Source organism: Azospirillum sp. UENF 312511 (assembly GCF_058780635.1).
The window spans coordinates 690,595-702,284 of sequence record NZ_JBSNCG010000001.1 but is presented as its reverse complement, the minus strand read 5'-3'; the positions used below and the strand labels follow the sequence as shown (position 1 = coordinate 702,284).

Below are 11,690 nucleotides of genomic sequence, written 5' to 3'. Positions count from 1 at the left end.
GCCTACAAGCAGGCCGGCGTGGACATTGATGCGGGCAACGCGCTCGTTGACGCGATCAAGCCGCTCGCCCGTTCCACCGCGCGCCCGGGCTCCGACGCCGGGCTGGGCGGGTTCGGCGCCCTGTTCGACCTGCGCGCGGCCGGGTATCACGACCCGCTGCTGGTCGCCACCACGGACGGCGTCGGCACCAAGCTGAAGGTCGCCATCCTGGCGAACCGTCACGACACGGTGGGCATCGACCTCGTGGCGATGTGCGTGAACGACCTCGTCGTTCAGGGCGCGGAGCCGCTGCTGTTCCTCGACTATTACGCCACGGGCAAGCTGGACGTCGCCGCGGGCCGCGCCATCGTCGCCGGCATCGCGGAGGGCTGCCGTCAGGCCGGCTGCGCGCTGGTCGGCGGCGAGACGGCGGAGATGCCGGGCATGTACGCCGAAGGCGACTACGACCTCGCCGGCTTCTCGGTCGGTGCCGTCGAGCGCAAGGACGCGCTGACCGGCGCCACCGTGCAGGACGGCGACGTCGTGCTCGGCCTCGCCTCCTCCGGCGTGCACTCCAACGGCTATTCGCTGGTCCGCAAGCTGGTCGAAAAGTCCGGCCTCGGCTACGACTCGCCCTGCCCCTGGGACGCCGGGAAGACGCTGGGCGAGGCGCTGCTGACCCCGACCCGCATCTATGTGAAGAGCACGCTGGCCGCGGTGCGCGCCGGCACGGTGCGGGCGATGGCCCACATCACCGGTGGCGGCCTGATCGAGAACATCCCGCGCGTCCTGCCGGACGGGCTGGGCGTCACCCTCGACGCGTCCACGTGGCCGCTGCCGCCGGTCTTCAACTGGCTGATGAAGACGGGCGGGCTGACCCCGCTGGACATGGCGCGCACCTTCAACACCGGCCTCGGCATGGTCGTCGTGGTCCCGGCGGACAAGGCGCAGCAGGCGACCGAGATCCTGGCCCAGGGCGGCGAGACGGTCTTCACCGTCGGCACCGTGCATGCGGTCAAGGACGGTGACGCCCGCGTCACCGTCACCGGCATGGACACGGCATGGTCGGCCTGACGCCCACCGCTCTGAAGGTTGGAGTCCTGATTTCCGGGCGCGGCAGCAATCTGCAGGCGTTGATCGACGCCTGCGCCGCCCCGGACTTTCCGGCGGAGATCGCTCTGGTGCTCTCCAACAAGGCCGACGCCTACGGGTTGGAGCGCGCCACCGCCGCCGGGGTCCCGGTCGCCGTGGTCAGCCATCGCGACTTCCCCGGCGACAAGCGCGCCTTCGAAGAGGCCATGGACGCGCGCCTGCGCGAGGCGGGGGTCGAGCTGGTCTGTCTGGCCGGCTTCATGCGGCTGCTGTCGCCCTGGTTCGTCGAGCGCTGGCACGACCGGATGATCAACATCCACCCGTCGCTGCTGCCGTCCTTCAAGGGGCTGGACACCCACCAGCGGGCGCTGGACGCCGGGGTGCGCTTCCACGGCTGCACCGTCCATTACGTGCGCACGGAGATGGACGAAGGGCCAATCATCGCCCAGGCCGCGGTTCCGGTCCCGCCCGGCGACGACGCCGACCGGCTGTCCGCCCGCGTGCTGGAGGCCGAGCACCGGCTCTACCCCCAGGCGCTGCGCCTGATCGCCGAGGGCCGCGCCCGTGTCGAGAATGGCCGTGTGACCCTGTCAGGCCCGGCGGCGGACCTGCCGACGCTCATCAACCCGCCGGCCTGAGCGCCCCAAAGGCGCCCATCGGCCAAGCGGGACCCTTGCCGCAACCGTCCGCGCTCCCCACATTCTCCGCCGGAACCATAACAGGGGAGGCAGAGGGCGATGGCGGTTACGGAACACGGCCACAATCCGGTCAGCGAGGATGTCGTCCGCCGCCACGAGGCGGGCTGGCACGCCTTCACCCGCTTTTTGACGCTGGCGACCGCGGGCGTGATCGCCGTGCTGGTCTTCATGGCGATCTTCCTGGCCTGACGGCCCATTCAGGCGGCCAGCCGGAAGCCTGCCAACCAAAACGCCGTGGCGGGGCGCTTACGCCCCGTCCGGCAGACGGCCGAGCAGCAGGTCGCGCATTTCGCCGACCAGCGCGTCAACCTGCTGCTCCCACGCCTCGGTGCCGCCCTGGATGGCGTGCATGACGTGGGTGGCGAGGTGGATCAGCGCGGCGCGCACGCAATCCTCCGCCGGGAAATCCAACCCCACCGTGTCCTGAAGGAACTGGCCGAGCTGGTCGGCGGCGTTCCAGGGATGGACGACCACCGTGTCGAAGCCGCTGGTCCCCAGAAAGACCGCGTTCAGGGCGGTGGCCTGCGCGTTGATCGCATCGATGGCCGCGTCCTGCTCGACGTTGCCGCGCAGCACCTCCTGGAAGGCCGCCAGGCACTGGTCGACGTAGCCGCGCACCAGCAGTTCCACCACGCCCGGATCGCTCAGGTCGTTCCTGCCCTTCACGAGGGGCGGCAGCGGTTCCAGCAGGGCCGCGACGATCGGCTTGACGTCCGGATTTTCCATGGCGGGGGTACTCCTAGCGGTAGAATCCCCGAATACTCGACTTCGCCACGCCTGTCCACGACGCCGTGACCCGGCGCGGGCGACAAGTTGCGGGCGGAAGCCCCTGAATCGAAAAGGGCCGCCCCGGTCGGGACGGCCCTTCGCGCAAGACTGCGAAGCGGACGGGCCGCGATCAGCCAACCAGCTCGATGCCGGCGAAGAAGAAGGCGATCTCCTGGGCGGCGGTCTCCGGAGCGTCCGAGCCGTGCACCGAGTTGGCTTCGATCGACTCGGCGAACTCCTTGCGGATGGTGCCCTCGGCGGCGTTGGCCGGGTTGGTGGCGCCCATGATCTCGCGGTTACGGGCGATGGCGTTCTCGCCTTCCAGAACCTGAAGCACGACCGGGCCGGAGATCATGAAGGAGACGAGGTCGTTGAAGAACGGACGCTCGCGATGCACGCCGTAGAACTGCTCGGCCTGGGCCTTGGACAGCTGGACGCGCTTCTGCGCGACGATGCGCAGGCCACCGTCCTCGAACTTGGCGTTGATCTTGCCGGTCAGGTTGCGGCGGGTGGCATCGGGCTTGATGATCGAGAGGGTGCGTTCGACGGCCATGGCGGTGGGCTCCTGCTGGAAATGCGTTATGGGCGCCGCTGGTTTGGCCGGGGCGCCGATTGCGCGGGGTTATATAGGCGCTTTTCGGCCACGGCAACCGCTTCGTGAGGCCGCTTCGCCCGCCTTCGCGCGGCTGCCATGAAGGGTTGCCCCGCGGGTCCCGCTTCAAATCGCGGTTTCCCCGTGGTAAACCGGCGCCGATATGCTGCACATCAACGACCTGACGTTCCGCTACGGCGGACGTGTGCTGTTCGACCGCGCCACCGCGGTCGTGTCGAAGGGCCACCGCGTGGCGCTGGTCGGCCGCAACGGCACCGGAAAATCCACTCTCCTCAAGCTCATCGCCGGCCAGCTCCAGACGGACGCCGGAGCCATCGGCGTGCCGACCGGCACCAAGATCGGCATGGTGGCGCAGGAGGCCCCGAGCGGCGCCACCACCCTGATCGACGCCGTCCTGGCCGCCGACACGGAGCGCACCGCCCTGCTGGCCGAGGCCGAAACGGCCACCGACCCCATGCGCATCGGCGAGATCCACGCCCGGCTGGCCGACATCGAGGCCCATTCGGCGCCGTCGCGCGCCGCCCAGGTGCTGTCCGGCCTGGGCTTCGACGCCGACGCGCAGGCGCGGCCCTGCTCCGACTTCTCGGGCGGCTGGCGGATGCGCGTGGCGCTGGCCGGCGTGCTGTTCGCCCGGCCCGACCTGCTGCTGCTCGACGAGCCGACCAACCACCTCGATCTGGAGGCGACCATCTGGCTTGAGGGGTACCTCAAGAACTACCCCCACACGATCCTGCTGGTCAGCCACGACCGCGACCTCTTGAACTCGGTCCCCACGACGACCATCCATGTGGACCAGGGCAAGCTGGTGACCTACGCCGGCAACTACGACCAGTTCCTCAAGCAGCGCCGCGCCAACATGGAGCGGCTGCAGGCCATGGCGACCAAGCAGGAGGCCAAGCGCAAGCACATGATGGCCTTCGTCGAACGCTTCCGCTACAAGGCGACCAAGGCCCGGCAGGCGCAGAGCCGCCTGAAGGCCCTGGAGAAGCTGGAGACCATCACGCTGATGGAGGACGACGCCGAGGTCGTCTTCAACTTCCCCCAGCCGGACGAGATGGCCCCGCCGCTGATTGCGCTGGACGGGGTGACCATCGGCTACGGCGACCGCGCCATCCTGCGCCGCGTCAACCTGCGCATCGATATGGACGACCGCATCGCCCTGCTCGGCGCCAACGGCAACGGCAAGTCCACGCTGGTGAAGCTGCTGGCCGGACGGCTGGAGGCGATGGCCGGCGAGGTGAAGCGCCCGACCAAGCTGCGCGTCGGCTATTTCGCCCAGCACCAGCAAGACGAGCTGGACCTGTCGCTGACCCCCATCCAGCAGACCCAGCGCATCATGCCGCTGGCGCCGGAGGAGAAGGTGCGCGCCCATCTCGGCCGCTTCGGCTTCCAGCAGAGCAAGGCGGAAACCCGCATCTCCGACCTGTCCGGCGGCGAGAAGGCCCGGCTGCTGCTGGCGCTGATGAGCCGCGAGACGCCGCACATCCTGATGCTGGACGAGCCGACCAACCACCTCGACGTGGACAGCCGCGAGGCGCTGATCGAGGCGATCAACGGGTTCGAGGGCGCCGTCATCCTCATCAGCCACGACCCGCACCTGATCGAGCTGACCGCCGACCGCCTGCTGCTGGTGGCCGACGGCACGGTTCAGCCCTACGACGGCGACCTCGACGACTACCGGCGCTTCCTGCTCGACCGCGCGCGAGCCGAGCGAGCCGCCGCCAAGGGCGGCGAGACGGTGGACCCCGGGTCCAGCCGCAAGGACCAGCGCCGCGCCGCGGCGGAAGCCCGCGCCACCCTGGCCCCGCTGAAGAAGAAGGCCACCGACGCGGAGTCGCAGGTCAACAAGCTGACCGAGGAGAAGCGCAAGATCGAGGCGAAGCTGGCCGATCCCGCCCTCTACAGCGGTCCCAGCGACAAGCTGCAGAAGCTCCAGATCGACCTCGGCGTCGTGGACAAGAAGCTGTCCGCCGCCGAAGAGGCGTGGCTGGAGCATCTCGAAGCCTATGAGTTGGCGGCGGCGGAGGCCGGCGTATGAGCGTGCCGCGCAACGTGGCCCTCACCGGAGCGGCCTCGCTCCCCGCGACCGTCGCCCGACGTGGGCGGCAGGACCATGGGGAGGAGCGGACCTCCGACGTCCTGGCCGCCTTCCGCGCCAACCTGCCGGACGGGCGGGTGTCGCTGGGCGACCTGATCCAGGCGCTGGGCGACCGCTCGCTGGGCACCATTCTGCTGGCTTTGTCGCTGCCCACCATCGCGCCGGTGCCGCTGGGCGTGTCCTGCCTGTTCGACCTGCCGATCCTGCTCTTCTCCGCCCAGATGGCCTTCGGCAAGCGCGGCGCCGCCCTGCCCGGCTGGATTCTGCGCCGCTCGGTCAGCCGCTCGCTCGCCGCCCGGATGATCGACAAGGCGATGCCGCGCCTGACCGCCATCGAGCGGATGCTGAAGCCGCGCCACAGCCGCTTCGCCAGCATCGACGGGGAACGCTGGTTCGGCGTGCTGGTGCTGCTCCTGTCGCTGACCTGCGTGGTCCCGCTGCCGCTGACCGGCTGGCTGCCCGGCTTCGCCCTGGTACTGCTGTCCCTGGGGCTGATCGAACGCGACGGGGCCGCCGTCGCGGTCAGCCTCGCCCTCACCGTGGCCGCCCTGGTCTTCTTCGCGCTGGTCGCCAGCAGCCTGTCCTACGCCGGCCAGACCCTGCTGGCCGCCACGTCATATCCCGCGTTTATGGCATAGCTCCCGCCGCTTCGGCCGGTTGCGGGGGAACCCCGGATGCGACATAAGTGCGCTCTGGGATTGTTAGGTTCGGGACCCCCTGAGGCTCCAGCTTGTTTAGCCCCGGGGTAAAACGCTCAACAGCCAACGGCGAAAGGCCGATCATGACACCAACGGAAATCACCGTCGCGGAGAAGCAGAAAAGCGGCAAGACGCCGCCGGCCGCGTGGCTTTTCTTCCAGCGTTGGTTGGCAAATCCCCTTTCCATGGGTTCCGTTACCCCATCCTCGGGCGCGCTCTGCCGGCTGATCGGAGAGCAGGTGCTGTGCGGGCCGGATCAGGTCGTCGTGGAGTTCGGCGGCGGCACCGGCGCCATCACCAAGGCCCTGCTCCAGCGCGGCATTCCGGGCAACCGCATCTTCACCTTCGAGATCGACGACCATCTGTCGCGCTTCCTGCGCGGCCATTATCCGGACGTCAACGTCGTCCATGACGACTGCCGCAAGGCCGCCGACATCCTCGGTCCGGAGCTGGTCGGCAAGGTCGGCACGGTGGTGATCGGCATCCCCATGCTGAACCTGCCGATGCGCGCCCAGAAGGAGGTCGTCGAGGCCTGCTTCCGCATCCTGCCCGAGGGCGGGCGCTTCGTTCTCTACACCTACGGCCTCGTGTCGCCGCTGAACCAGCGCGCGCTGGGCGTCAAGGGCAAGCGGCTGGGCTTCACCCCGCTGAACGTCCCGCCCGCCTCCGTCTGGGGCTATTGGAAAGCCAAGCCCTAATCCTCCCACCTCATTCCTTGCGCGGCGCCTGCCGCAGCAGGACATCGGTCAAGGCCACCGGCAGAGCCGCCAGCAGCCACACGGTGGCGGCCATTGGCCAAGGGAAGGCGATGCGCGCCTTGTTGCGGGCAAGCCCGCTCTTGATGACCTGGGCGGCGCGGTCCGTCTCCATCAGGAAGGGCATGGGGAAGCGGTTCACCGCGGTCATCCGGCTTTTCACGAAGCCCGGACAGATCACCGTCACGCCGATCCCCTGCCCCGCCAGATCGCCGCGCAGCGACTCGCCGTAGACCCGCACCGCCGCCTTGCTGGCGCAATAGGCGGGCGCGCCGGGCATGCCGCGGAAGCCGGCCAGCGAGGCCATCAGGGCGATCTGCCCGCGCCGCCGCGCCTGCATGCCGGGCAGCAGCGGATGAACGCTGTTCAGCACGCCGTCCACATTCACCTGGAAGATGCGCCGCGCCTGCTCGGCGCTCTCCACGCCGCCCCCGGTGCCGGCGGAGATTCCGGCGTTGGCGATGACCAGATCGACCGGCGTGCGAGCGTCCAGCGCGCTCAGCCACTCCGCCATCGCCGCGCGGTCGGCCGCGTCGACGAGCGCCGTTTCCACCGCCGCCCCGGCGGCGCGGCAGCGCTCCGCCACTGCCTCCAGCCTTGCGGAGTCGCGCCCGCTCAGGGCCAGCGCAACTCCGGGGGCGGCGTAGGCGCGGGCCAGTTCCTCCCCGATGCCGCTGGACGCCCCGGTGATGACGATCGAGCGCGGATCGCGCATGCCCCTTTCCCCCTTGTCCCTGACGCTTGTTGCCTTGGCCGCCCGACGCTATAACGTGAGCATCCCGATCCCACAAATACTCGTCGAGGCCGCTTTGCCCGCCCAACGCTCCGCCGTTTCCAGCATGACCGGTTTCGCACGCGTGGATGGGCATGCCGACGGCTACAGTTGGACCTTCGAGGTGAAGAGCGTCAACGGGCGCAACCTCGACATCCGCTGCCGCCAGCCCGCCGGCTTCGACACGCTGGAAGCCGCCGCCCGCGCCGAAATCCCCAAGCGGCTGGCACGCGGCAGCGTCAACCTGAACCTGACCGTCACCCGCAGCCAGTCGGTGTCGCAGCTCCGCATCAACCGCGAGCTTCTGGCTCAGGTGCTGGAGCTGGCGCGCGAGATCGAGGGCGCCGGGGCCGCCGCGCCGCGGCTCGACTCGCTGCTGTCCGTCCGCGGCATCATCGAACCGGTGGAGGAGGACGAGGGCGACGCGCGGGACCGCGTGGAGGCCGCGCTGAAGGCCGACCTCGGCCGGCTGATCGGCGATCTGGTCACCGCTCGCCTGTCGGAAGGCGCGCGTCTGGTCACCGTCCTGAACGGCCATCTCGACGAGATCGAGCGGCTGATCACCGCCGCCGCCGCCTGCGCCAGCACCCAGCCGGAGGCTTTGCGCGAACGGCTGCGCAGCCAGGTCGCCGCTCTGCTCGACGCCGCCCCGGCCCTGCCGGAGGAGCGGCTCGCCCAGGAGGCCGCCATCCTGATCGCCAAGGCCGACGTGCGCGAGGAGATGGACCGGCTGCGCGCCCACATCCAGGCCGCCCGCGACATGCTGGCGGAGGGGGGCGCCATCGGCCGCCGCTTCGATTTCCTGTGCCAGGAATTCAACCGCGAAGCCAACACCCTGTGCTCCAAGTCCGCGGACGTGGAGCTGACCCGCATCGGCCTGTCGCTGAAAGCCTCCATCGAGCAGCTCCGCGAGCAGGTCCAGAACATCGAGTGACACCCGCCCCATGCCCGAAATCATATGCCTGAGACCATGAACACGAAGATCGCCCGGCGCGGCCTGATGCTCGTGCTGTCCTCCCCCTCCGGGGCGGGCAAGACCACCATTTCGCGCCGCCTGCTGGACCGCGACCCCGGCATCACCCTGTCGGTGTCCGTCACCACCCGGCCGATGCGCCCCGGCGAGCAGCCGGGCGTCCATTACTACTTCGTCGACATGCCGGAGTTCGACCGCATGGCCGGCCAGGGCGAGCTGCTGGAGCACGCCCGCGTGTTCGGCAACTGCTACGGCACGCCGCGCCACGCCGTGGAGACGGCGCTGAGCGCCGGGCGCGACGTGCTGTTTGACATCGACTGGCAGGGCATGCAGCAGTTGGCGGCCAACGCCCGCGCCGATCTGGTCAGCGTCTTCGTCCTGCCGCCCTCGGGCACCGAGCTGGAGCGCCGCCTGCACTCCCGCGGCCAGGACTCGGCGGAGGTGATCGCCCAGCGCATGGCCAAGGCGTCGGACGAGATCAGCCACTGGGGCGAGTATGATTACGTGATCGTCAACAACGACGTGGACGAGAGCGTGCAGGCGGTCCAGGCCATCCTGCGCGCCGAGCGGCTGCGCCGGACGCGGCAGGTCGGGATGCCGGCGTTTGTGGAGAGCGTGCAGGCCGCGCTGTAAGGCGGCGGCGCACTGCCCCCACCCTTCCCACGGCTTCGCCGCGGGCCCCTTCCCTCCCCCGCTTCGCAAGGGAGGGAGTTCAGTTCCCTCCCCTGCGAAGCGGGGGAGGGTCAGGGAGGGGGAAAGAACCTATCGCGCCCTGAACGCCCGCGCCAGCGCCGCGAACCCCGCCACATCGACCTCCTCCGCCCGCGCGGTCGGCTCGATGCCGGCGGCGGCCAGCAGCGCCTCCGCGTTCCCCAGGCTCTTCAGGCTCTGGCGCAGCATCTTGCGGCGCTGGCCGAAGGCGGCGGCGGTCACCTGCTCCAGCGCCTTCCACTCGGCCGGCTCCGGGTTGGCGCGCGGGGTCAGGTGGACGATGGTGGACTCCACCTTGGGCGGCGGGGTGAAGGCCTTGGCCGGCAGGTTGAACAGCACCCTGGCGTCCGACCGCCACTGCGTGATGACCGACAGGCGGCCGTAGGCCTTGCTGCCCGGCTTGGCGACCAGACGGTCGGCGACCTCCTTCTGGAACATCAGCGTCAGGCTGACGAACTCCTCGATCCGCCCCAGCCAGCCGATCAGCAGCGGCGTCGCCACGTTGTAGGGCAGGTTCGCCACGATGGCCCGCGGGGCCGGGGCGATCTGGATGGGGTCGACCTCCAGCGCGTCGCCCTCGACGATGGACAGCCGCCCGTCCGCCGCCTGGATCACGTCCTGCAACGCTTCGATGAAACGGTGGTCGCGCTCGATGGCGATGACCTGCTTCGCCTTGGTCGCCAGAAGGGCACGGGTCAGCCCGCCCGGACCGGGACCGATCTCCACGACCGTCACGCCGGTCATGTCGCCTGCCGAGCGCGCGATGCGGCCCGTCAGGTTGAGGTCGAGCAGAAAGTTCTGCCCCAGCGCCTTGCGGGCATCCAGCCCAAAGCGGGCGATCACCTCGCGCAGCGGCGGCAGGGCCTGCGGGTCGAAAGCGGTGGGCATGGGGCCAGACATGGGGGCGGGATCGGGCGTGGCGTCGGTCATGGGCGCACTTATAGGACGGCGCAGGCCCGCCGTCATCTGCCGCGCGTCACCGTCACCCTTCGCTTTTGAGCGCAATGTTCTCCGGCGTGGCGTCGAGACGGCCCGTGCAGGTGATGCGTCGCCCGTCATCGAAGGCCTGGGACGGCTTCGGCCCGATGGTCACCTGCAGGACCACCGTGTCGGCCAGTTGGTCGCCGAGATCCTGGGGCCGGTCGCCGCCCTGGGAGTCGTGGCTGAACACGCTCTCCAGATACCACGCCGCCCCGCCCGCTCCCTGCGGCCCGCCGCGGACCAGCGCGCCGGCCAGCCGGGTGTAGACGTCCTTGCACACCTCCTCGGTCCGGTTGCGCGGCAGATCGACGAAGTTGGCGTAGGCGACGATCCGCCGGTCCTGGAAGCGGTAGAAGACGCCGCTGCGCGACACCTCCGTCCGCAGATCGCGGGACAGCCCGTCCACCGTGTCGTGCAGGTCGCCGCGCAGCCGGGTCATGCCCCAGTCGAGCAGGGTCACCGGCTCCCGCGCCAGCCAGTCCAGCGCGTCGCGGGCCTGGGCCGGACCAGAGGCCAAGGACAGAAACATGAAGGACGGCAACAGGACGAGCGCGGCGAAACCCCTCATGGCGTCGGGCCTCCAGACCATCGTTGCGGCGCAACCGTATCGGCGATGCTAAGCCAGGAGCACGGCCATAGCCAGCCGGATTCCGGGCCGCATGCCGGACCCAAGCCGGGGTACCCCCGTCAGTCCTCCAGCAGAAAGTCGCGCACCGCGGCGATCTGGTCCGCCGTCATCAGCGCCGGGGCGTGGCCGGTGTGGGCGAACTCCACCAGACGGGCCTTGGGGCCGCGGCGGGTCATCTCCTCCGCCGTCTCCGCCGGAAGGATGTCGGAGGTGGCGCCGCGCAGCACCAGAACCGGGCAGCGGATGCCGTCCCAGACGGCCCACAGGTCCACGTCCTCCATCGGCTGCGCCTTGAAGGCCTCGGCGATGGCCGGGTCATAGGCAAGGCCGTAGCAGCCGTCCGGACGCAGCCGCGCGCTGTGCTCGGCCATGTGGCGCCACGCCTCGTCGGAAAGCTGCCCGAAGCCCATCAGGACGAAGCGCAGGTAGGACTCGACCGCCGCCAGATCCTCGAACACCGGGTCCTTGCCGACGTAATCGGCGATGCGCTGCAAGCCCGCCTTCGGGATGAAGGGACCGATGTCGTTGATCACCAGACGGCGGATCGGGCTGTCCGGCTGGGCGGCCAGCAGCATGCCGATCAGCCCGCCCATGGAGGTGCCGACCCAATCCACCGACTCCACCCCCAGCCGGGCGATCAGCGCCGCCATGTCGGCGCAGTATTGCGGGTAGCCGTAGAGCGTCGGGTTGGCCAGCCGGCCGCTCTTGCCGCGCCCCACCACATCCGGGCAGGCAACGCGGTAGCGGTCGGCCAGATCGAGGGCCAGCGCGTCGAAGTCGCGGCTGTTGCGGGTCAGGCCATGCACACAGACGGCGGTGCGGGCCGCGTCCTCGCGCCCCCACTGGGTGTAGGCGACGCGGTGGAACCCCGCCGCGCTGAGGCCGAGAAAGCTGCGTTCGGACATCGGCACGGGTGGCCCCTCC

14 protein-coding genes are annotated in these 11,690 nt (G+C 70.0%); 8 read left to right on the top strand and 6 right to left on the bottom strand.

Annotation, left to right across the window (positions count from 1 at the left end; genetic code table 11):
• The first annotated feature begins 18 nt into the window (after positions 1–18).
• From purM to ACWPN7_RS03140, 3 genes are all read left to right on the top strand, one after another.
• On the top strand, positions 19–1,053 hold the full coding sequence (purM, locus tag ACWPN7_RS03150; protein ID WP_407824190.1) for a phosphoribosylformylglycinamidine cyclo-ligase: 1,035 nt from the start codon (positions 19–21) through the stop codon (positions 1,051–1,053).
• The gene (purN, locus tag ACWPN7_RS03145) at positions 1,041–1,709 is read left to right on the top strand and encodes a phosphoribosylglycinamide formyltransferase (protein WP_459196652.1); all 669 of its coding nucleotides are present in this window, start codon (positions 1,041–1,043) and stop codon (positions 1,707–1,709) included. The genes purM and purN overlap by 13 nt, the downstream gene beginning before the upstream one ends.
• A 99-nt stretch (positions 1,710–1,808) precedes the next feature.
• Positions 1,809–1,958, top strand: a complete 150-nt coding sequence (locus ACWPN7_RS03140) for an aa3-type cytochrome c oxidase subunit IV (RefSeq protein ID WP_081863166.1) — start codon at positions 1,809–1,811, stop codon at positions 1,956–1,958.
• A 57-nt stretch (positions 1,959–2,015) separates the two neighbouring features.
• Here ACWPN7_RS03140 and ACWPN7_RS03135 read toward each other — a convergent pair whose 3' ends face one another.
• Positions 2,016–2,495, bottom strand: coding sequence for a hypothetical protein (locus ACWPN7_RS03135; RefSeq protein ID WP_040134408.1), 480 nt, complete (start codon positions 2,493–2,495; stop codon positions 2,016–2,018).
• 172 nt (positions 2,496–2,667) lie between these two features.
• On the bottom strand, positions 2,668–3,090 hold the full coding sequence (gene ndk / locus ACWPN7_RS03130; protein WP_014197473.1) for a nucleoside-diphosphate kinase: 423 nt from the start codon (positions 3,088–3,090) through the stop codon (positions 2,668–2,670).
• Between the two features lie 202 nt (positions 3,091–3,292).
• On the opposite strand from ndk, the gene ACWPN7_RS03125 reads away from it, so the two are divergent.
• The 3 genes from ACWPN7_RS03125 (at position 3,293) to ACWPN7_RS03115 (ending at position 6,644) form a co-directional block, all read left to right on the top strand.
• Positions 3,293–5,188, top strand: a complete 1,896-nt coding sequence (locus ACWPN7_RS03125; protein WP_492273108.1) for an ABC-F family ATP-binding cassette domain-containing protein — start codon at positions 3,293–3,295, stop codon at positions 5,186–5,188.
• On the top strand, positions 5,185–5,886 hold the full coding sequence (locus tag ACWPN7_RS03120) for an exopolysaccharide biosynthesis protein (protein ID WP_459196650.1): 702 nt from the start codon (positions 5,185–5,187) through the stop codon (positions 5,884–5,886). The genes ACWPN7_RS03125 and ACWPN7_RS03120 overlap by 4 nt, the downstream gene beginning before the upstream one ends.
• A 143-nt stretch (positions 5,887–6,029) precedes the next feature.
• The gene (locus tag ACWPN7_RS03115; RefSeq protein WP_014197477.1) at positions 6,030–6,644 is read left to right on the top strand and encodes a class I SAM-dependent methyltransferase; all 615 of its coding nucleotides are present in this window, start codon (positions 6,030–6,032) and stop codon (positions 6,642–6,644) included.
• Positions 6,645–6,654: 10 nt separating this feature from the next.
• Here ACWPN7_RS03115 and ACWPN7_RS03110 read toward each other — a convergent pair whose 3' ends face one another.
• Positions 6,655–7,416, bottom strand: a complete 762-nt coding sequence (locus tag ACWPN7_RS03110) for an SDR family NAD(P)-dependent oxidoreductase (RefSeq protein ID WP_459196649.1) — start codon at positions 7,414–7,416, stop codon at positions 6,655–6,657.
• Between the two features lie 124 nt (positions 7,417–7,540).
• On the opposite strand from ACWPN7_RS03110, the gene ACWPN7_RS03105 reads away from it, so the two are divergent.
• Both ACWPN7_RS03105 and gmk read left to right on the top strand, forming a co-directional pair.
• Complete coding sequence (locus ACWPN7_RS03105; RefSeq protein WP_407824194.1) at positions 7,541–8,407, top strand: YicC/YloC family endoribonuclease; 867 nt, start codon at positions 7,541–7,543, stop codon at positions 8,405–8,407.
• 24 nt (positions 8,408–8,431) lie between these two features.
• Entirely contained in the window at positions 8,432–9,079 is a 648-nt protein-coding gene (gene gmk, locus ACWPN7_RS03100; RefSeq protein WP_014197480.1) for a guanylate kinase, read from the top strand.
• A gap of 129 nt (positions 9,080–9,208) precedes the next feature.
• Here the strand turns inward: gmk and rsmA are convergent, their stop codons facing one another.
• The 3 genes from rsmA to ACWPN7_RS03085 form a co-directional block, all read right to left on the bottom strand.
• Positions 9,209–10,057: a 16S rRNA (adenine(1518)-N(6)/adenine(1519)-N(6))-dimethyltransferase RsmA gene (gene rsmA, locus ACWPN7_RS03095; protein WP_040135596.1), complete on the bottom strand. Its 849-nt coding sequence runs from the start codon at positions 10,055–10,057 to the stop codon at positions 9,209–9,211.
• 82 nt (positions 10,058–10,139) lie between these two features.
• Positions 10,140–10,706: a hypothetical protein gene (locus ACWPN7_RS03090; RefSeq protein WP_040134412.1), complete on the bottom strand. Its 567-nt coding sequence runs from the start codon at positions 10,704–10,706 to the stop codon at positions 10,140–10,142.
• A gap of 119 nt (positions 10,707–10,825) precedes the next feature.
• On the bottom strand, positions 10,826–11,677 hold the full coding sequence (locus ACWPN7_RS03085) for an alpha/beta fold hydrolase (RefSeq protein ID WP_149650168.1): 852 nt from the start codon (positions 11,675–11,677) through the stop codon (positions 10,826–10,828).
• Between the last annotated feature and the right edge of the window lie 13 nt (positions 11,678–11,690).

Coding starts and splice junctions, on each gene's coding strand:
- purN (WP_459196652.1), top strand. CDS start 1,041: ATGGTCGGCCTGACGCCCACCGCTCTGAAGGTTGGAGTCCTGATTTCC.
- ACWPN7_RS03140 (WP_081863166.1), top strand. CDS start 1,809: ATGGCGGTTACGGAACACGGCCACAATCCGGTCAGCGAGGATGTCGTC.
- ACWPN7_RS03135 (WP_040134408.1), bottom strand. CDS start 2,495: ATGGAAAATCCGGACGTCAAGCCGATCGTCGCGGCCCTGCTGGAACCG.
- ndk (WP_014197473.1), bottom strand. CDS start 3,090: ATGGCCGTCGAACGCACCCTCTCGATCATCAAGCCCGATGCCACCCGC.
- ACWPN7_RS03125 (WP_492273108.1), top strand. CDS start 3,293: ATGCTGCACATCAACGACCTGACGTTCCGCTACGGCGGACGTGTGCTG.
- ACWPN7_RS03120 (WP_459196650.1), top strand. CDS start 5,185: ATGAGCGTGCCGCGCAACGTGGCCCTCACCGGAGCGGCCTCGCTCCCC.
- ACWPN7_RS03115 (WP_014197477.1), top strand. CDS start 6,030: ATGACACCAACGGAAATCACCGTCGCGGAGAAGCAGAAAAGCGGCAAG.
- ACWPN7_RS03110 (WP_459196649.1), bottom strand. CDS start 7,416: ATGCGCGATCCGCGCTCGATCGTCATCACCGGGGCGTCCAGCGGCATC.
- ACWPN7_RS03105 (WP_407824194.1), top strand. CDS start 7,541: ATGACCGGTTTCGCACGCGTGGATGGGCATGCCGACGGCTACAGTTGG.
- gmk (WP_014197480.1), top strand. CDS start 8,432: ATGCCTGAGACCATGAACACGAAGATCGCCCGGCGCGGCCTGATGCTC.
- rsmA (WP_040135596.1), bottom strand. CDS start 10,057: ATGTCTGGCCCCATGCCCACCGCTTTCGACCCGCAGGCCCTGCCGCCG.
- ACWPN7_RS03090 (WP_040134412.1), bottom strand. CDS start 10,706: ATGAGGGGTTTCGCCGCGCTCGTCCTGTTGCCGTCCTTCATGTTTCTG.